General features: G+C 63.8%; 14 protein-coding genes. 10 read left to right on the top strand and 4 right to left on the bottom strand.

Translation table 11 applies throughout. The features are described from left to right. Position 1: 1 nt before the first annotated feature. The 4 genes from FJ979_RS01440 to FJ979_RS01425 are packed head-to-tail and all read right to left on the bottom strand — an operon-like array spanning position 2 to position 5,182. Entirely contained in the window at positions 2-589 is a 588-nt protein-coding gene (locus FJ979_RS01440; protein ID WP_140579831.1) for a sarcosine oxidase subunit gamma, read from the bottom strand. Further along, positions 582-3,575, bottom strand: a complete 2,994-nt coding sequence (locus FJ979_RS01435; RefSeq protein WP_140579830.1) for a sarcosine oxidase subunit alpha — start codon at positions 3,573-3,575, stop codon at positions 582-584. Before FJ979_RS01435 ends, FJ979_RS01440 begins: the two co-directional genes overlap by 8 nt. Continuing rightward, positions 3,572-3,868, bottom strand: a complete 297-nt coding sequence (locus tag FJ979_RS01430; RefSeq protein WP_140579829.1) for a sarcosine oxidase subunit delta — start codon at positions 3,866-3,868, stop codon at positions 3,572-3,574. Before FJ979_RS01430 ends, FJ979_RS01435 begins: the two co-directional genes overlap by 4 nt. 54 nt (positions 3,869-3,922) lie before the next feature. Next, positions 3,923-5,182, bottom strand: a complete 1,260-nt coding sequence (locus tag FJ979_RS01425) for a sarcosine oxidase subunit beta (RefSeq protein ID WP_140495627.1) — start codon at positions 5,180-5,182, stop codon at positions 3,923-3,925. Between the two features lie 452 nt (positions 5,183-5,634). Between FJ979_RS01425 and FJ979_RS01420 the strand changes: the two genes are divergently transcribed. The 10 genes from FJ979_RS01420 (at position 5,635) to FJ979_RS01375 (ending at position 19,358) form a co-directional block, all read left to right on the top strand. Then, positions 5,635-8,124, top strand: a complete 2,490-nt coding sequence (locus FJ979_RS01420) for a mechanosensitive ion channel family protein (RefSeq protein WP_140579828.1) — start codon at positions 5,635-5,637, stop codon at positions 8,122-8,124. 154 nt (positions 8,125-8,278) lie between these two features. Then, entirely contained in the window at positions 8,279-8,542 is a 264-nt protein-coding gene (locus FJ979_RS01415) for a hypothetical protein (RefSeq protein WP_140495629.1), read from the top strand. 206 nt (positions 8,543-8,748) lie between these two features. Continuing rightward, positions 8,749-10,182, top strand: coding sequence for a UbiA family prenyltransferase (locus tag FJ979_RS01410; RefSeq protein WP_140579827.1), 1,434 nt, complete (start codon positions 8,749-8,751; stop codon positions 10,180-10,182). Positions 10,183-10,184: 2 nt separating this feature from the next. Beyond that, positions 10,185-11,537 (top strand): FAD-binding oxidoreductase, encoded by a 1,353-nt coding sequence (locus tag FJ979_RS01405; protein ID WP_140579826.1) that lies wholly within the window; start codon positions 10,185-10,187, stop codon positions 11,535-11,537. Between the two features lie 123 nt (positions 11,538-11,660). Next, positions 11,661-12,110, top strand: coding sequence for an EamA family transporter (locus FJ979_RS01400; protein WP_140521117.1), 450 nt, complete (start codon positions 11,661-11,663; stop codon positions 12,108-12,110). Beyond that, positions 12,107-13,114, top strand: coding sequence for an NAD(P)-dependent oxidoreductase (locus tag FJ979_RS01395; RefSeq protein WP_140559607.1), 1,008 nt, complete (start codon positions 12,107-12,109; stop codon positions 13,112-13,114). The genes FJ979_RS01400 and FJ979_RS01395 overlap by 4 nt, the downstream gene beginning before the upstream one ends. Positions 13,115-13,218: 104 nt before the next feature. Continuing rightward, a complete protein-coding gene (locus tag FJ979_RS01390; protein WP_181181773.1) occupies positions 13,219-14,649 on the top strand; it encodes an aspartate aminotransferase family protein in 1,431 nt (476 codons plus the stop codon). An 11-nt stretch (positions 14,650-14,660) separates the two neighbouring features. Next, entirely contained in the window at positions 14,661-15,893 is a 1,233-nt protein-coding gene (locus FJ979_RS01385) for a DUF2029 domain-containing protein (RefSeq protein ID WP_140579824.1), read from the top strand. Further along, the gene (locus FJ979_RS01380) at positions 15,890-16,648 is read left to right on the top strand and encodes an FkbM family methyltransferase (protein WP_140579823.1); all 759 of its coding nucleotides are present in this window, start codon (positions 15,890-15,892) and stop codon (positions 16,646-16,648) included. The genes FJ979_RS01385 and FJ979_RS01380 overlap by 4 nt, the downstream gene beginning before the upstream one ends. A 148-nt stretch (positions 16,649-16,796) precedes the next feature. Next, the gene (locus tag FJ979_RS01375; protein WP_140521113.1) at positions 16,797-19,358 is read left to right on the top strand and encodes an FAD-dependent oxidoreductase; all 2,562 of its coding nucleotides are present in this window, start codon (positions 16,797-16,799) and stop codon (positions 19,356-19,358) included. Positions 19,359-19,409: the final 51 nt, after the last annotated feature.

Below are 19,409 nucleotides of genomic sequence, written 5' to 3'. Positions count from 1 at the left end.
CCTACTGTACCTCGTAGCCGACTTCCTCGCTGGCGTGACACAGCGCCTTCCAGAAGGAGCGCGCGAAAGAACGGAAGACGTAGATGTCGAACTGGTCGCCGCCGGTGCGCTGGACCTGGGCGAAGATGTCGTGATGGGTGGTCGACCGGCCGGCGTCGAGTGGGAAGGCCGGCAGCGTGAAATCGATGGCGAAGAACTTCGCCAGCACCCATTCGGCCTTCGGACCGGCGATGCGGATCGCGGTGCGGCCATGCGAAAGATCGGTCACCGTGCCGATGGCGGGGGTCACCACGCCCGCGAAAGCCGCGGCCAGCCCCTCGGCTTCGTCGGCTACGGTGAACTTTCCCGGTGCGAAACCGAATGCCGATTTGGCGCCATTGGTGGCGCCACCGCCGGCACCGTCGGGCAACGTAAGCCCGGTGACGGCGCGGATGCCTGATAGCAGTTTCTTCTCTTCGCCCGGCCAGGCGGCGAGCTGCACGATCGAGCCCGGTCTCGTCTCGGTCAGGATGACCTCGACACCATGTTCGAAATTGCCGTGCGAGCCGACATGGAATTCCGGTTCCAGCGGTGAAAGGCGCTCAACCATGCATGCGGCTCCCGTCCGGATCGTAGAAGTGGTTGGAAACGATCTCGACCGGTCCGAACCGGTTGCGCAGCGGATCGGAGACATGGGCGCGCGAGCCGTGCCTGGCCTTGCCGCCTTTGATCAGCGCCAGCGCGATGTGCTTGCCGAGCGCCGGCGAATAGCAGCAGGCCGTGATGTGGCCGATGGAGCCGTGCGGGTTGGACTCGTCAAGCTCCTCGACGAGATGCGCGCCGCCGTTGAGCGGCCTGTTGTCGAGCGAGACCAGGCCGACAAGTTCCAGCCGGTCGGGCGAGATGAGGCCCTCGCGGTCCATCATCGCCGAGCCGATAAACGGCTTCTTCTTCGACAGCATCCAGTCGAGATGCAGGTCGCGCGCCGTGGTGCGGCCGTCGATCTCGGCGCCCGTCACATGGCCTTTCTCGATGCGCATGGTGCCCAGTGCTTCCAGTCCGTAGGTTACCAGTCCGAACGGCTTGCCGGCCTCGATAAGCGCTTCCCAGACATGCGTGGCATGGTCGGCGCCGCAATAGACCTCGAACGCCATTTCGCCGGAAAAGGACAGCCGGCAGATCATCACCGGCACACCAGCGATCTGGCCATGCACGATGCCCATGAACGGCAGCGCCGCATTGTCGACAGCGGTGCCGGCGATGCAGCCGGCCAGGATCTGCCTGGCTTTTGGCCCGCCGATCGCGGCACCCGCCCACTGGTCGGTCACGGAGGTGACATGAACCTTGAGCTCCGGCCAGACCACATCGAGGAAATATTCCAGATGCTGCATCACCTTGCCGGCATTGGCCGTGGTGGTGGTCATCAGGAAATCCTGTTCGCCGAGCCGCCATGTGGTGCCGTCGTCGAAGGCCAGCCCGTCCTCGCGCAGCATCAGCCCGTAGCGCGCCTTGCCGACGGCCAGCGTGGAAAACATGTTGGTGTAGATACGGTCGAGGAATTCGGCCGCGTCCGGACCTTGCACCGCGATCTTGCCGAGCGTCGAGACATCGACGATGCCGGCGCTTTCGCGCGTTGCCCTGGCCTCGCGCACATAGGCCTGCTCGACCGTTTCGCCGGCAAGGCCGTAGATCATCGGCCGGTACCACAGGCCGGCGGAATACATGGTTGCGCCATTGGCGACATGCCAGTCATGCATCGGCGTCAGCCGTTCGGGCTTGAGGTCGCCGAAGCGCTCCGCCGCCAGTGATCCGATCGAAACCGGTGCAAAAGGCGCCCGGAAGCGTGTCGTGCCGACTTCCGGGATCGGCTTGCCCAGCGCCTCGGCCATGATGGCCAGGCCGGGGACGTTGGAATTCTTGCCCTGGTCGGTCGCCATGCCGAGCGTGGTGTAGCGTTTCAGATGCTCGACCGACACGAAGCCTTCGCGGTGCGCCAGCCGCACGTCCTCAGACGTCACGTCGTGCTGGAAGTCGACGAAGCTCTTGCCGCTGGCTCTGATCTCGAACACCGGCGCCGGATCGGGATCGCAAGCTACGGCTTCGACCGAGGGCAGTGCGGCCGACGTGGTTTGCGCGCCTGCCGCGGCAAGGCCTGCGGCGCGGCCCTCGGTTACCGCTTCGGCGGTGGAAAAGCTGCCGGTGAAGGCGCCGGCACCAATCCAGTTCTGCGTCGGCTTCGGCGGCAGGAAGGCTTGTCGGGCGGCATTCCACTCCGCCTTGGCGCCGGCCTGGCTGGCCAGATGGATGGTTGGCGACCAGCCCCCCGACATCAAGAGGCAGTCGGCATGGATGCTGCGGGCGTCGCCGGTGAGCGTGCCGTTGGCCATGTCGAAGCGCTGCAGCTTGACGCCGGAGAGCGCCTTGCCGCCCTCAGTGGCGATCACGGCATGGCCGGGAAAGATCTCGGCTCCGGTTTCCTCGGCCAGTTTGCGCATTTCTCCCGAAAGCTCGGGGCGGACGTCGATAATCGCGGCAATCCTTGCGCCGGCCTTCTTCAGCGCCAGGGCGCAGCGATAGGCGCTGTCATTGTTGGTGAACAGCGCGACCGTCTGCCCCGCCAGCACGCCGAATTCGTTGGCGTAGCGCTCCGCGGCATGCGCCAGCATCACGCCCGGGCGGTCATTGCCCGGAAATACGAGCGGCCGTTCGAAAGCGCCGGTGGCCAAGACCACCGATCGGGCGCGGATCGCCCAATAGCGATGGCGCGGTTCGCCCTTGCCGGGTGTCTCCTTGTGATCGGTGACGCGCTCAAGGGCGGCAAGCGTATTGCTGTCGTAGTAGCCCCAGACCGTGGTGCGCGGCAGAAGCCGGACGTTGTCGTAACCCTCGAGCTGGGCCACGGTTCGCCTGGCCCAGTCGGCCGCCGGCAGGTCATCGATCGTCTCGTTCGACCAGTTGGCCGAGCCGCCGAAACGCGGATCGAGTTCGGCAAGAATGACGCGCGCGCCCTGGTCAGCAGCGGCCTTGGCGGCCGTCAGCCCGGCAGGGCCGGAGCCGACCACCAGCACGTCGCAAAAGGCGTTCATGCGCTCATAGCGCGCCGGGTCGGCCGCGGAACCGGCCCGGCCGAGGCCGGCGGCGCGGCGGATGAAATGCTCGCAGAACATCCAGAAGCGCGTGCCCTTCAGCGGACCGATCACCGGACCCATGAAGGTCTTGTAGTAGAAGCCGGCCGACAGGAGCTTGCCGCCGAGCTGGTTGACGGCGCTGACGTCCCAGGCCAGCGACGGAAAACGGTTCTGGCTGACGGCGACCAGCCCGTCATGAAGCTCGACCATGGTCGCCGCGACGTTGGGCTCGCGGACCTCGCCCTTCAGCACCGTCACCAGCGCGTTCGGCTCTTCCACGCCTGCTGTCAGGAGGCCGCGCGGGCGGTGGTATTTGAACGAGCGCCCGTAAAGCGTGACGCCGTTGGCCAGCAGTGCCGAAGCCAGCGTATCGCCGGCATGGCCGGTGTAGGACGCGCCATCAAAGGTGAAGCGGATGGTCTTCAGCCGGTCGATGTGGCCCCCGGTTTCGGTGCGGCGCGGGCTCACGATCTGCCCTCCGCCTTGCGCCGCGCGACCGAGCCGTGGTCACCGCGTGCGAAGGCGACGCTGGAAATCTCATGCGTCAGCGTGTTGCGCACGACCCTGAGATGCGCGCGGCAGCCGCCGGAATGCTGCCAGATCTCGTTGTGGTCTCCGGCCGGGTTCAGCCGGTCATAGACATAGGCGTTCCAGGCTTCGAAGTTCTGCGAGGCGGGGTCGGGACGCTCGCGGTTGCCGTCACCCTGGTAGGTGAACTCGATGACGTCGCGCGGGCCGCAATAGGGACAAGTGATCAACATCGGATATTCCTGGTGCAGCCTTGCTCGGTGAAGCCTTGCTTGGAGAGATATTGTTCAGTGCAGTCTGGGATTGGCGCCCTGGCCTTTGTCGTCGATCACCAGGCCGCGATGGAAGCGGTCGAGCGTGAAGGGGGCGTTGAGGTCATGCGGCTCGTCCTTGGCGATGGTCCAGGCAAAGCACCAGCCGGAGGCGGGCGTCGCCTTGAAGCCGCCATAGCACCAGCCGCAGTTGAGATACATGCCGGGCAGGGGCCCGGTGGTGATGATGGGCGAGCCGTCCATCGACATGTCGCAGACGCCGCCCCAGGAGCGCAGCATGCGCACGCGGGCAAGCCCCGGGAACAGCGCCAGCATCTCGCTCATCACCTCGTCGACGATGGGCAGGTTGCCGCGCTGGGCGTAGCTGTTGTAGCCGTCGATGTCGCCGCCGTAGACGAGGCCGCCCTTGTCCGATTGCGACATGTAGAAATGGCCCATGCCGAACGTGACGACCGTATCGATGAAGGGCTTCAGCGATTCGGTGACGAAGGCCTGCAGCACATGGCTCTCGATCGGCATCGTCTCGATGCCGGCAAGCTGCATCACCCGGCCGGTGCTGCCGGCCACCGCGACCGCCACCTTCTTGGCGCGGATGTCGCCGCGTGATGTGGTGACGCCGGTGATGCGGTCGCCGTCGCGCAGGAAGCCGGTGACCTCGCAATTCTCGATGATGTCGACGCCGCGCCGGTCGGCGCCGCGCGCATAGCCCCAGGCCACGGCGTCGTGGCGGGCGGTGCCGGCGCGCCGCTGCATCAGGCCGCCGACCACGGGGAAGCGTGCATCACTGGAAATATCGAGCGCGGGGATCAGGCGCTTGATTTGCGCCGGCGTCATCAGTTCGGCGTCGACACCGAGATGGCGCATGGCGTTGCCGCGCCGTGCATAGTCGTCGAACTGGGCCGGCGTGTGCGCCAGGTTCAGGCAGCCGCGCTGCGAGAACATGACGTTGTAGTTGAGATCGTGCGACAGGTTCTCCCACAGCTTCATCGAATGCTCGTAGAAGCGGGTGTTGGCGGGCAGCAGATAGTTGGAGCGCACGGCGGTGGTGTTGCGGCCGACATTGCCGGAGCCGAGCCAGCCTTTTTCCAGCACCGCGACATTGGTGATGCCGTGTTCCTTGGCGAGATAATAGGCGGTCGACAACCCGTGCCCGCCGCCACCGATGATGATGACGTCGTAGGATGCCTTCGGGTCCGGCTTGCGCCAGGCCGGCTTCCAGTCCTTGTTTCCCTTGAGCGCGTTCGCGAGCAGCGAAAGGGCCGAGTACTCTGCCATGGATATGATGTCCGTTTCGGGCGATGCGGCAGACTATAGAGCAGGCCGCACGCGCAAAGCCAATATTGCGCCATCGCCTTTCGACTGGCCGACGCTCCGGCCACCGTCAGATCAGCGCAGGTGCGGTCGGATCAGGCGACGAGTCCGGGTGACGGGGTCCTTCGCCGGCGCGCTGTTGATGGAGCATTGAACGAAAAAACCCGCCTGTGCGGCGGGTCGTTGGCGCAACTCAGCACCATGGCTGAATATCTACCATAGCTGCCTTCACCCAGTCAAGAAAAAATTCCTATCATAAAGCTGCCGGCACAACGGGACTGGCGGTCGTCAGGTCTTTGTTGCCCCGAGTTCGGAGCCCTGGCGGTCGGATGCGACGGCTTGCCCCATGATATGGCCGTCTTTATCAAGGACAGGCAAATTCAATTGCCATTGCCGCCTTGAGTCGCCAACAAATCATGTTTTTCAAATTGCTTCGTCTCGTCTTGATGTTCGCGCTTGTCGTTTCGGCGCCGCTTTCGTTCGATGCGTCGGCGCAAGGGCTTGGCCAGGCGCCTGCCGGACTGGTCGCCGACCAGCAGAAAATCCTTCAGGACCTGACGACCAAGACCGATAATTTCGACAAGAAGATCCAGCAGGACGGCGACGACGACGCCACTCTCGTCGATATCCGCCTGCAACTCGAGGAACTGTCGCGGCAATCGCTGAACAGCGCGCTGGCCTTCCGCACCCGCCTTAGCGAGATCAACAGCCGGCTCGAGCAGCTTGGCCCGGCACCCGCCGCAGGCCAGCCGCCGGAACCCGACATCGTCAGCACCGAGCGCCAGGCGCTGGTCTCCGAAAAGGCCGAGATCAACGCGGTCATCGCGCAGGCGCAGACGCTGTCGATCCGCATCAGCGGGATGATCGACAAGATCGGCAACATGCGCAGCGCGCTTTTCCGCAATCTCCTGACCAAGCGCTATGTGCTGTCGGATGCGCTGAGCCCACAGGTCTTTTCCGACGCCCGCGACGAGTTCGGCAATTTCTACAAGGCGGTCTCGTCCTGGCTGAGCTTCGCCTTCAGGTTCAAGTTCCAGGCCATTCTGGCGGCAACCTTCGTGGCGCTCGGGCTGGCCTTGGTGCTTCTGGTCGGCGGCAGGCGGTTGTTTGGACGGGTGTTCGAAGCCGATCCGTCCAATGAGGACCCGTCCTATCTCAGCCGCCTGTCGGTGGCCTTCTGGTCGACATTGCTGCCGACGCTGGCGGTCGGCGCCTTTCTTGGGTCGACGATTTTCTTTTTCAACTATTACAACGTTTTGCGCGGCGACATTGGCCTTTTCCTCAACGCGCTGGCGACGGTCATCGGGGTGGTGTTCTGCGTCAATCGGCTGGCCAATGCGGCGCTCGAGCCACGGCTGCCGAACTGGCGCCTGATCCCGGTCGAATCCGGCCCGGCGCGTTGGCTGGTGCGCCTGACCACCGCCATGGCCGTGGTCATCAGCGTCAACACCTTCCTGTCCGTCATCAACGACAAGATGGGATCGCCGCTGTCGCTGACGATCGCGCGCAGTTTCGTGGCCACCATCGTCGTCGGCATCATCCTGATCCTGATGGCGATGCTGCGGCCGTTCAAGGCCCGTGACGGCAGCTGGCGGCCTTGGCCGGCATGGCTGCGCTACCTGGCGCTGGCTCTGGGGCTCTTCACCATCATAGCCGCCTTGCTTGGCTATATCGGCCTTGCGCTGTTCGTGTCGCTGCAGGTGGTGGTCACCGGCACGGCGCTCGTCACCGCTTATATCGGCTTCCTGTCGGCACAGGCGATCGGCGACGAGGGCGCCTTCGCCAATACGTCGGTCGGGCGCTGGCTGTCGGCCAATTCCAGCTACGAGGACACCGCGCTCGACCAGTTCGGCCTTGTCGTCAGCGTCGCCATCAACGTGATGATCGTGCTGGTCTTCCTGCCGCTGATCCTGTTGATGTGGGGCTTCCAACCGGGCGACATCCAGGCCTGGGCTTACAAACTGGCGACTGGGATTAATATCGGTTCGGTGACGATTTCGGTCACCGGCATCCTTTCGGGCATCGTCGTCTTCATCATCGGCTATTTCCTGACGCGCTGGTTCCAGGGCTGGCTCGACGGTTCGGTGATGGCGCGCGGCAAGGTCGACACGGGGGTGCGCAACTCGATCCGGCTGGCCGTCGGCTATGCCGGCGTGGCACTTGCGGCACTGATCGGCATCTCGGCGGCGGGCATCGACCTGTCCAGCCTGGCGCTGGTCGCCGGCGCGCTTTCCCTCGGCATCGGCTTTGGCCTTCAGAACGTGGTGTCGAACTTCGTCTCGGGCCTGATCCTGCTGGCCGAGCGGCCGTTCAAGGTCGGCGACTGGATCGTCGCCGGCGACATCAGCGGCACCGTCAAGAAGATCAGCGTGCGCGCCACCGAGATCGAGACCTTCCAGCGGCAGTCGGTGATCCTGCCCAATTCGAACCTGATCAACAACGCCGTCGGCAACTGGACGCACCGCAACAAGCTCGGCCGCATCGACATCAAGGTCGGCGTCGCCTATGGCAGCGACGTCAAGCAGGTGCACGCCGTCCTGCTCGAGATCGCCCGCGGTCATCCGCTGGTGCTGAAGAACCCCGAACCCTTCGTGCTGTTTTCCAATTTCGGGCCTGCCGCGCTGGAATTCGAGATCCGCCTGTTCCTGGCGGATGTGATGAACGGCAACATCGTGCAGAACGATATCCGCTTCACCGTGCTGGAGACGTTCAGCGACCAGCATATTGAGATACCCTCGACGCCACGCGCGGTCGTCGAGCCCAAGCATGCGAAGGCCTGGCCGACCGACGACGACAAGATCGAGGCCGATTTCGCCGAGCAGGAACGAGCAAAGGCGGAAGCCGCGGCCGAGGCCAAACGTCTAGCCAGATCGGGACGCAAGGCGAAGAAACCTGATCCGGATTAGATCGGCGATCGGAAGGTTTCAGGCCGTCGAAACCAATTGCGGCATGAATGCGGCATTCAGTTGCGGTTCAGCTTCCATCTCATATAAGCTCCCATGCAAAGGCGAGGATGCCTTGCGAAATGCAACAGAGGCGGTGGGAACACCGATATTGCACATGTGGAAGTCTCTCGTCGCTGCCGTCGCCTTGCTCGCCGTGAGCGGCTCGGCCCATTCCGCCAGCGCGGTCAACAAGGACGCCGAGACCCGCACGCTGATCGTGACGGAAGGCGGCAGCAAGACCGACCTGGCGTTGGCCGCCGGCGAAACCGTGGAATTCTGCCCGAATGGCTGCTTCGTCACCTTGCCCAATGGCGACCTCGAAGCCCTGACCGGCTCGGAAACGGTCGAGATCTCGGGCGGCATCGCCCGCATCAAGTAATTTTTGCCCACATCTCTCGAGAGGCCGGACATTTGCCCGGCCTTTTATTGTTTCCGGTAGCGGTTGTTTAACAATGACACGGGAAATACCGCCGTGACAGCCGCCCACAACCCGGCGTTTTAACGTTCGTTACGCCGTCTCCCCGCTATACGTCTTGCGAAGACGCCGACAAACGGCGCGGCGGGTTCGAGGCAGGGCAGGACGACATGGACGCGCGGTCCGACGGAAACGCAATACCGCTTGCGGTCGATCTCGACGGCACGCTGATCGCGACCGACCTGCTATGGGAAGGACTGTTCATCCTTATCAAGAAGAACCCGCTCTATATTTTCCTCGTGCCTTTCTGGGCTGCGGCCGGGCCGGCCCGGCTGAAGCAGGCCATCGCCCAGCGCGTCGATATCGATCCCGCGTCGCTGCCTTACCGCGCGCCATTGCTCGACCGCATCCGGGCCGAGCATGCCGAAGGCCGCAAGATCGTGCTGGCGACAGGCACGCCGCGCAAATTCGCCGACGCCATCGCTCGCCATCTCGGTGTCTTCGACAGGGTGCTGGCGTCGGACGGGGTCGACAATCTGACTTCCGGCAAGAAGCGTGCCTCGCTTGTCGCGGCCTATGGCGATGGCGGCTTCGACTATGCCGGCAACAGCCGCCATGATCTCAAGGTTTTCGATGCGGCACGCAGCGCGATCGTGGTGGCGCCGGACCGCCACGCCGCGCGCTGGCAGGCGGCGCATGGCGCCGAAACCATGTCGGCGCCGAAACCGACATTGCGGACCATCGTCAAAATGCTGCGCGTGCATCAGTGGCTGAAGAATTCGCTGATCGCGGTGCCGATGGTGCTGTCGCACGAATATTTCAACGCCGGCATGATCTGGGAGTGCGTGCTGGCGTTCATCTCGTTCAGCGCGGTGGCGTCGGCCATCTATATCCTCAACGATTTCTTCGACCTGGCGCTCGATCGCAAGCATGCCACCAAGCGTCACAGGCCATTCGCCAGCGGCGCGCTCTCCATCCCGTTCGGGATCGGCGCGATCGCGGTGCTGCTGGCGATCGGCATCGGCACAGGGCTGTTTCTGGCGCCCGAATTCCTCGCCGTGCTCGGCGGCTACATGGCTGTCACCACGGCTTACTCGCTGTCATTCAAGCGCATGCTGCTGGTCGATGTGCTGACGCTGGCCGGCCTCTACACGATCCGCGTTCTGGCGGGCGCGGCCGCGACCGGCGTCGAGGTTTCGTTCTGGCTGCTCGCCTTCTCGATCTTCTTCTTCCTGTCGCTGGCGCTGGTGAAGCGCTTCGTCGAATTGCGCACCACGGCCATTCTACCCGGCGAGCGCATTGCCGGGCGCGGATATCGCACCGAGGACCAGGAGATCGTCGCCCAGGCTGGCATGGCTTCGGCCTTCTCCTCGGCACTGGTGCTGGCGCTCTACATGGACAGTGTCGCGGTGCGTGAGCTCTACCCGCATCCCTGGCTGATCTGGCCGCTGCCGCCGATCGTGCTTTATCTCACCATGCGGGTCTGGATCCTGGCGCGTCGCGATGAGATGCATGACGATCCGGTCGTGTTCATCATCCGCGACTGGCGCAGCCAGATCGTGGTGCTGATCGGCGCCGTGCTGCTGGTGATCGGGGGCTGGTAGACATGGCCGGCGAGCGCTTCAACAGCTTCGGGCGCGCGACGCCGCCCGCGCCCCGCGCCATCGGCATCGATGAGGCTATCGTGCTGCTAAAGGGCGGCCAGGCCAGGCAAGCCTCTTTGCTTGCCTATGGCAATGGCAGATCCTATGGGGATTCCTGCCAGAACGATGCCGGCGCGGTCGTCGACATGCGACCGCTGAACCGCATCCGCGCCTTCAATGCCGAGGCCGGCCTTCTCGAAGCGGATACGGGCGTGCTTCTGTCCGACATCATTGCCCACGCCGCGCCCTACGGCTTCTTCCCGGCAGTCGTTCCGGGCACGCAGTTCGTCACGCTCGGCGGCGCCATCGCCAACGACGTCCACGGCAAGAACCATCACCGGCGCGGCACGTTCGGCTGCCATGTCGAAAGTTTCACGCTGCTGCGGTCCAATGGAAGGACCTACCGCTGCTCCGCGACAGATAATCCGCGGTTGTTCCGGGCGACGATCGGCGGCATGGGGCTGACAGGCCTGATCCTGTCGGCCTCGATCCGGTTGATGCGGGTGCATTCCCTCGACATCATCGAGAAGGTGACGCCGTTTCGCGACCTGGGCGAATTTTTCGAGCTGGCCGAGGCGGCGGACCAGGCCAATGAATATGCGGTCGCCTGGATCGATCAGCTCGCCGGCGGCAGGCGCAGCGGGCGCGGCCTGCTGTTCACGGGCAATCACGCCGAGCATGGCTCGCATACCGCCGCGCGCGCCGGCGGCAATTTCGCGGTGCCGTTCCAGCCGCCGTTCAATGTGCTCAGCCGACCGTTCCTGAGCGCCTTCAATGCGGCCTACCGATGGAGGAAGGGCCGCTCTGCCGCGCCGCGCCAGGTCGGTTACCAGGGCTTCTTCTTCCCGCTGGACGGCGTGCGCGATTGGAACCGGCTTTACGGTCCGAACGGGCTGTTCCAGCACCAGAGCGTTGTGCCGGAAGAAGCCGCGCGTGAAGCGGTGCCGATGCTGCTCGCGGCTGCCAGGCGGGCCGGGCAGAGCTCGTTCCTCACTGTTCTGAAACGCTTCGGCGGCGTCCGATCCCCGGCGCTGCTCTCCTTCCCGCGACCTGGCTACACGCTGACGCTGGATTTCCCCAACAGGGGAGCCGCGACCCTGGCGTTGCTGGACGAACTCGACCGCATCGCCATCGGAGCCGGCGGGGCAGTCAACCCCTACAAGGATGCGCGTATGAGCGCCGCGACCTTCGCCGCGTCCTTTCCGGAGTGGTCACGGCTGGAGGCGCAGCGCGACCCGGCCTTCATGTCCGGCTTCTGGGCGCGCACAGCCAAAAACATCGACCTGCGAAGACGGGGCGCCGAGGCCGCCGAATAGATAAAATTGAAATGGATCGTGGTTAGCGATCGGTTAACGAGAAGATTTACTCAAAACGTCCTTGTGAGTTCACGAAATCTTTTCGGGTTTGTAATAGAAGGCGTCACGGGTGGGTGAGCTGACATGAAATATATCGTCTTCATTCTCTTTACGGTCATGACGAATGCAGCCGCGCAGCTGATGCTGAAGCAAGGCATGATGTCGCTTGGGCCGATCTCGTTCGAAGGCGCCAACCCGCTTATCAGGCTGTTGCAGATCGTCTTCAGCCCCTGGGTGTTCCTCGGCCTGTGCACCTTCGTCATTTCCATGGCCTCGCATCTCTACGTGCTGTCCAAGGTCGAGCTTTCCTTTGCCTATCCGTTCCTTAGCCTCGCCTATGTCGCCGTCGCGGTCTTCGCCTATTTCGTCTTTCGCGAGGACCTCAATGGCTGGCGCATCGCAGGTATCGGCTGCATCTGCGTGGGCACGGTGCTAATCGCCCAAAGCGGCCGAGACCTGGGTGACCACGGGCATGACGAGCAGACCGTTTCCATCACCTCCGACAAGATCGGCACCAGCGAGATCGTTCGATGAGACATGTGATTTTCGGCGGCGACGGCTTTGTCGGTCGCCACCTTGCCCCGAAGCTCGTGGCGGATGGCGAGGAGGTTGTCGTCGCCGACATCGTCAAGAGCGACCTGGCGCATTATCGCAACGCCGGCTTCATCCATTGCAACGTGACCGATCCAGCATCGGTGGCGGCGGTTGGGCTAAAGGCCGACGACATGATCTACAATCTGTCGGCAAAGATGCTGTCGCCGATCCAGGTGCGCGCCAAGCGGCACGATTTCTTCTTTCCGGTCAATTTCCATGGCACCGAGCACATCATGCAGGCGATGGACAAGGCCGGCGCGCCCCGGCTCGTGCATTACACGACCGACATGATCTACGGCCATACAGTCACCTTCCCGATGACCGAGGAACATCCGGTCGCGCCGCTCGGCGAATATGGCTGGTCGAAGCAGAAGACCGAGGAACTGGCCGCCGAATGGCGCAAGCGCGGCATGTCGATCTCGCTGTTTCGTCCGCGCCTGATCATCGGTCCCGGCCGCCTCGGCATCCTTGAAAAACTGTTCAAGCTGATCGACTGGAACCTTCCAGTGCCGATGATCGGCTCGGGCCGGAATCCATACCAGTTCATTTCTGTTTTCGATTGTGCGGAAGCTGCCCGCGCGGCCTGGAAAGCCGGCGTACCAAACGAGGCCTATAATCTGGGTTCGCTCAACCCGCCGCCGGTCAGGAAATTGCTCGGCGACCTGATCAGGCATGCCGGTTCGAAATCGATCCTGATCCCGACACCGGGCTGGGCGGTGAAGCGCACGCTGGACCTGCTCGACCTGATGAACCTGCCGATCATGGATCCGGAGCAATATCTGATCGCCGACGAGGAGTGCGTGCTCGACGTTTCCAAAGCGGGACGCCAGCTTGGCTGGGTGCCGCAACATCGCGACGAGGACATGCTGATCGCCGCCTACAGTGAATACCGCGCCAGGAAGGCCGGCCACGCCGTCGCCACCAAACATGTGCCCGCCGAATAGCAGTCCACCAACAGTTTCATCTGCGCACGATCCCCGATCCTGCGCGCGGACAGGAGATTGAAATGACCGTCATGGCCAAGCCCGATCAGGCGAGCGCGCGCACCATGGTCAGCGCGCCGGCGCTGTCGCCAGCCACCATCGCCAAGCCTGACCTGATCAGCGTCGAGCAGGCCAAGGCGATGGACGTCGCTGCGATGACCGACCTGTTCAAGGCGCATCTCAACCCGGGCCAGCTGCATTTCATGAAGCTGCTCGGCTTCCACAAGGTCAAGATCGAGCGCGCCGAGGGCATGTTCTACATCGACCAGAACGGCCGCAAGATCCTGGATTTCTTCGGCGGCTTCGGTTCGCTGGCCTTCGGCCACAACCATCCGCGCATCCTCGAAGCGCGGAAAAAATTCCAGGAAGAGAAGCGCCAGGAGATCGCCATCGCCTTCATGTCGCAATATGCGGCCGCGTTGGCGCACAACATCGCCAAATGTTCGCCCGGCGATCTCGACATGGTGTTTCTGGGCTCGTCCGGCTCGGAAGCCATGGAAGCGGCGGTAAAACTCGCCGAGCGTGCCGCCGGCCCGAAGCGGCCGAAAATCGTCTATGCCGAGAATTCCTTCCACGGCAAGACCAAGGGTGTGCTGGCGATCACCGACGGCCAGCTCTACCGCGCCGATTTCAAGGTGGCGGACAATGCGGTCCGGATTCCGTTCGCCGACATCGAAGCGGTCGAGCGCGCATTCCGCGCCGATCCCGAGATCGGCGTCATCGTGCTGGAAACCATCCAGGGTGGCGGCGGCATCATCCAGGCGCCCGCGGAATATTGGCGGAAGCTGCGCGCATTGTGCGATCAATACGGTGTGCTGTGGGTGGCCGACGAAGTGCAGTGCGGCTATGGCCGCTCTGGCCGCTTCTATGCTTTCGAACATTATGGCGTCGTTCCCGACGTGACGGCGCTCGCCAAGTCGCTCGGCGGCGGCAAGGCGGCGGTCGGCGCGATGGTCGCCAGGCGCGAGATCTATATGAAGGCCTACGGCACGCCGAAGACGGCGATGATCCATGCCATGGCGACTTTCGGCGGCATGGGCGAGGCCTGCGTCACCTCGATCGAAGCGCTCAACGTTCTCTATGACGAGGGCCTGATCGACAATGCCGCCGCTACAGGCGAGTACCTTTTGCAGCGCCTCCAGGCACTGAAGGACAAATACCCCAAGATCATCAAGGACATCCGCGGTAAGGGGCTCATGATCGGGCTCGAGTTCCATGATTTCTCGCAGACCTTGCCCACGGTGTTGCGGCCGGTGGTCAGCGTGCTTGACGACAAGCTGAAGGGCTCGCTGTCGGGTTTCGTCGGCGCGCTGCTGCTGCGTGACTACGATGTGCTCGTCGCCTTCACCGAGTACAACCGCAACGTCATCCGACTCGAGCCGCCGCTGATCTGCCAGCGCGAGCATGTCGACCGTTTCGTCGACGCCTTCGACAGCCTTTTGTCGCGCGGCATTGTGGGAATCGTGAAGGATTTCGTCAAAAGCCAGGTTCGTTGAGCCCCACGACGATGCTGACCAAGTCGCCCACTCCGCAAAACCCGCTCGACCGGCTCACAGCGGCCGGCCTGGCGTGGGGCGAGGGGACCTATGCGCGGCTGGCGGCACCCATCGGCGCGGCGGCTTTCGCGCTCTACATCCTTTTGACGGCGCTGACGGCCTGGGTGATGCCCGATGCCAATTGGGACATGCTTCCCTATCTCGCCATATCAGAGGAAGGCACATACCCCGATGCGCAGGCGCTGCATGACTATGCCTACAACACCGTCAAGGCCGGGGTCTCGGCAGGTGACTACAAGACGCTGACCGATGATGGCGGCGGCTTCCGCAGCCACATGGCGGAGAATGCCGCCGACTTCCATTCGCTGCTCGGCATGTACCGGATCAAGTTCCTCTACGCCGAGATCCTGTCGACGCTGAGCGCGGCGATGTCCCCGGTCGAAGCGATGCGGCTGGTGCAGGTGGCCTCGGTGCTGCTGTTCGGCGCGATCACGCTGCTCTGGCTGCGCTCGGAAAAGGCCTTGGCGCTGGCGCCGGTGATCGGCGCGGTGTTGATCATGGCCGATTTCGGCGATGCGGCGCGCGCCTCGACGCCGGATCTGCTGACTTCGGCACTGCTGCTCGGCGGGCTTTACGCCTATGTCAGGGGCCGCGAGGCGGCGACGGCGATCCTGCTCTTCCTCGCCTTCATGGTGCGGCCGGACAATATTGTCTTTCTTGCCGTTTTCGCCGTTCTGCTCATCGCCTTCCGGCAGCAGGCATGGGGTGCGCTGGCCGGTTTTGCGGCGTCTTTCGTCGCCTATTTCGCTATCTCGCACTGGGCGCATCATCCTGGCTGGTGGCCGCATCTGTGGTTCTCCAGCGTCGAGCAGCACTACAATATGGACGGGTTCGAGCCGCCGTTCTCCGTCGTTGCCTATCTCAAGGCATTTGCCGCATCGCTGCTGCGCGCCGTCAACCTGAACAGCTGGGTCGGCGTCTCGGTGCTGGCGCTGGCCGGCTGGTACGCGGTCGGCCGTGCCGGCTTCCGGCTCGACCGACGCGCCGGCATTCTGTTCGCGGCGCTCGTGCTCGGCGCGCTGGCTAAATTCACCGTCTTCCCGATCCACGACACGCGCATCTATTTCCCGCATCTGGTTCCGCCATTCCTGTTGCTGGCCGCCCCTTTCATGGCGCTGTGGGCGACGATCGCCCGCGGCCAGCACCGCGCCGCCTTGCATGCCATTCCCGGAGACACGCCATGAGTTCGCTATCCAGCCTGACGCGCATCGCGCTGTCGCTTGGCCTTCCGGCTGGTTTGCTCGACCGCGGTCCGTCGCTGCGCGGCACGAAATTCCTGGCCGGGGCGGCACTGAAAGCGCGCTTCGGCGGGACAAGGCGGCCTTTCCAGATGGTCAATGTCGGTGCCTGCGACGGCGCCCTGTTCGACGACGTCACGCCGTGGCTGCATCGCATACCGGGCGCCCGTGCCCTGCTGGTCGAGCCGATCCCCTATAACCAGAAGCGCCTGCGCGCCAATTATCCTGATACCAGCCGCTTCATCATCGAGCCGGTTGCCGTCACGAAAATAAGGGGGACGATCACCGTCCACACCTTCGATGCCGCCGCGCTTGAGGCCGGCACGCTGCCGATCGAGTTCATCGGCTGCTCCTCGGTTACCGACACCAACCTGATGTCGGGCAAGAATGCCTGGGGCGAGGATGACGTGAATTTCAACAAATTCGCGCCCTATCTCAGGGACATCGAAGTGCCATCCGAGACGTTGCAGACATTGCTCGACCGCAACGGCATAACCCATATCGACGCCTTCCTCGTCGATTGCGAGGGCGCAGACTGGATGGTCTTCGAGCAACTCGATCTCCAACGCTACCGTCCGGGCATGATCAAGGTCGAGGTCGGCGCACTGCCCGCTCAGGAGATCGGCCAGGTCGTGGTCAAGCTCAAGACCGCTGGCTACCAGGTCGGTTTCCAGGCCGAGGACATCTGGGCCTTCGCCTGACGGCAGCGATTTTCCTGATCCAAGTCGGGTCGCGACGCATCCGCGGCGTGTCGCAAACAGGCGGTAGCGCGCTCATCGTCGTCTGCATATTGTGCGCCGATCAGACGGGCGCCGACGCCGCCCGCAACAGCACTTGGAGTCGCGGGCAATGGCAGAGTTTCCGAACAAGGCGAAGGTCGTCATCATCGGCCTGGGTGGCATTGTCGGCGCGTCGATAGCCCATCACCTGATCGAACGCGGCTGGGACGACATTGTCGGTATCGACAAATCAGGCATCCCGACCGACATCGGCTCGACGGCGCACGCTTCCGACTTCTGCTACACCACCAGCCACGATTTCCTGTCCTGCTGGACGACGCTCTACTCCATCGATTTCTACGAGAAGATGGGCCATTACGCGCGCATCGGCGGCCTCGAAGTCGCGCGCGTCGGCGATGACAGCCGCATGGACGAAATCAAGCGCAAGATCGCTTCGGCCAAGGCTTTTGGCACGCGCGCCCGGCTGATCGAACCCGCCGAGATCAAGGAGAAATTTCCGCTCATCGAAGAGGCAATGGTGCAGGGCGGCCTGTGGGATCCCGACGCCGGCCTGGTCATCCCGCGCTCGCAGACGGTCGCCGGCAAGCTCGTCGACCAGGCGGAAGCCTCGGGCAAGCTCAAATCCTTCGCCAACACGCCGGCCCGGTCGCTCGTCGTCAAGGACGGCCGCATCAGCGCCGTGGTGACCGACCGCGGCACCATCGAGGCCGACTACGTCATCGTCTGCGCCGGCATCTGGGGCCGGCTGATCGCCGAGATGGTGGGCGAGGACCTGCCCGTCATGCCGATCGACCATCCGCTCACCTTCTTCGGGCCCTACAACGAGTTCGCCGGCACGGGCAAGGAGATCGGCTGGCCGCTGCTGCGCGACCAGGGCAATTCGGCCTATATGCGCGACACCGGCGACCCCAAGACCGCCGAGGGCGGGCAGATCGAATGGGGTTATTACGAAGAGACCAATCCGCGCCTTTGCCATCCGCGCGACCTGCTCGAGAAGGACCAGGCCCGGCTTTCGCCTTCGCAGCGCGATCTCGACATGGAGCAGATCCTGGCGCCGCTGGAGCGCGCCATGGAACTGACGCCGATCCTGGGCGAACTCGGCTACAACGAAAGCCATTCCTTCAACGGCCTGCTGCAGGTGACGGCGGATGGCGGCCCGTCGATGGGCGAGAGCCAGAAGGTGAGGGGGCTGTGGTATGCCGTTGCCATCTGGGTCAAGGACGGCCCGGGCATGGGCAAGCTCATCGCCGACTGGATGACGGACGGCCGCACCTCGATCGACCATCACGCCATCGACTATGCGCGCTTCTATCCGCACCAGACCAAGGAGCAGTTCATTTGGGATCGCTGCACCGAGACGGCGATGAAGGTCTACAATCCCGCCGTGCACCCGCGCGAGCCCTTCTCCAAGGGCCGCAACATAAGGCGCTCGCCGTTCTGGGAGCGCGAGAAGGAACTCGGCGGCTATTTCATGGAGCTGGGCGGCTGGGAGCGCGCGCACGGCTATGCCGCCAACGAGCACCTTCTGGAGAAATACGCCAACCGGGTGCCGGTGCGCGAGAACGAATGGGACAATCGCCATTTCTGGCGCGTGTCCAATGCCGAGCATCTGGCGATGAGCGAAGACTGCGGCATCGTCAACCTGTCGCACTTCTCGATGTACGACATCGAGGGACCCGACCACGTCGCGCTGCTGGAGTGGCTGTGCGCGGCCAAGATCGGCGGCGACAACAATATCGGCAAGGGCATCTACACCCACTTCCTCGACGAGGAAGGCATGGTGCGCGCCGACTTCACGGTCATCCGCATGGCCGACCGCTGCCGTTTGATCGATGGCGCGGACGCCGGCCCGCGCGACTTCCAGTACATGCGCCGCACCGCGCAGGATAAAGGTTTCGATGTCACCATCACCGATGTGACGGAAAAATACGTCACCATCGGCATCTGGGGCCCGAACGCGCGAGCAACCCTGCAAAAGGTGGTCGAGAATCCCGAGGGCCTTGCGCTGGAGAATTTCCCGTTCGCCGCGATCAAGCCGATCCGGATCGCCGGCAAGGACGTCACCGCCTTCCGCATCTCCTATGTCGGCGAACAGGGATGGGAACTGCACATGCGCTACGAGGACGGCCTGGCCGTCTGGGATGCGCTGCGCTCGACCGGCGTCATGCCGTTCGGCGTCGAGACCTATGCCAATACGCGGCGCATGGAAAAGAGCCTGCGTTTGCAGAATGCCGATCTGCTCACCGAGTACAACCTGCTCGAGGCCGATCTTGCCCGCCCGAAAGTCAAGGAGAACGACTTCTGCGGCAAGGCCAAGCACCTGGAATACCGCGCCCGCGAGCACCAGCCGGCGATGCTGTGCACGCTGGTGATGACCGAAAACACCGATTCCAAGGGTGTGGCGCGTTATCCGGTGGGCACGATGCCGGTGCTGGACCCCGAGACCGGCGAGACGCTGGTCGACGAACTCGGCCGCCGTTCCTTCACCACGTCGGTCGCTTACGGCCCGACCATCGGCAAGAACATCGCGCTCGCCTATCTGCCATGGGCCTATGCCCAAGAGGGCCGCAAGCTGAAGGTGGAGTATTTCGGCGAGACCTATCCGGTCGAGGTCGCCGGGGTCGGCTACAAGCCGCTCTACGATCCGGAGAATCTGAAGCCGAGAAGCTAGGCAACCTCCCAGCAGGGCTCGTGAGCAAATTTTGATAAGCCCGGCGGCTAT

This window comes from Mesorhizobium sp. B1-1-6 (genome assembly GCF_006443035.1).
Classification (GTDB): domain Bacteria; phylum Pseudomonadota; class Alphaproteobacteria; order Rhizobiales; family Rhizobiaceae; genus Mesorhizobium.
This window is presented reverse-complemented; position numbering and strand designations above follow the sequence as displayed.

What these genes read in the sequence shown, in the direction of transcription:
- FJ979_RS01440 (WP_140579831.1), bottom strand. Translation starts at nt 589, where the DNA reads ATGGTTGAGCGCCTTTCACCGCTGGAACCGGAATTCCATGTCGGCTCG.
- FJ979_RS01430 (WP_140579829.1), bottom strand. Translation starts at nt 3,868, where the DNA reads ATGTTGATCACTTGTCCCTATTGCGGCCCGCGCGACGTCATCGAGTTC.
- FJ979_RS01425 (WP_140495627.1), bottom strand. Translation starts at nt 5,182, where the DNA reads ATGGCAGAGTACTCGGCCCTTTCGCTGCTCGCGAACGCGCTCAAGGGA.
- FJ979_RS01420 (WP_140579828.1), top strand. Translation starts at nt 5,635, where the DNA reads ATGTTTTTCAAATTGCTTCGTCTCGTCTTGATGTTCGCGCTTGTCGTT.
- FJ979_RS01415 (WP_140495629.1), top strand. Translation starts at nt 8,279, where the DNA reads ATGTGGAAGTCTCTCGTCGCTGCCGTCGCCTTGCTCGCCGTGAGCGGC.
- FJ979_RS01410 (WP_140579827.1), top strand. Translation starts at nt 8,749, where the DNA reads ATGGACGCGCGGTCCGACGGAAACGCAATACCGCTTGCGGTCGATCTC.
- FJ979_RS01405 (WP_140579826.1), top strand. Translation starts at nt 10,185, where the DNA reads ATGGCCGGCGAGCGCTTCAACAGCTTCGGGCGCGCGACGCCGCCCGCG.
- FJ979_RS01400 (WP_140521117.1), top strand. Translation starts at nt 11,661, where the DNA reads ATGAAATATATCGTCTTCATTCTCTTTACGGTCATGACGAATGCAGCC.
- FJ979_RS01395 (WP_140559607.1), top strand. Translation starts at nt 12,107, where the DNA reads ATGAGACATGTGATTTTCGGCGGCGACGGCTTTGTCGGTCGCCACCTT.
- FJ979_RS01390 (WP_181181773.1), top strand. Translation starts at nt 13,219, where the DNA reads ATGGTCAGCGCGCCGGCGCTGTCGCCAGCCACCATCGCCAAGCCTGAC.
- FJ979_RS01385 (WP_140579824.1), top strand. Translation starts at nt 14,661, where the DNA reads ATGCTGACCAAGTCGCCCACTCCGCAAAACCCGCTCGACCGGCTCACA.
- FJ979_RS01380 (WP_140579823.1), top strand. Translation starts at nt 15,890, where the DNA reads ATGAGTTCGCTATCCAGCCTGACGCGCATCGCGCTGTCGCTTGGCCTT.
- FJ979_RS01375 (WP_140521113.1), top strand. Translation starts at nt 16,797, where the DNA reads ATGGCAGAGTTTCCGAACAAGGCGAAGGTCGTCATCATCGGCCTGGGT.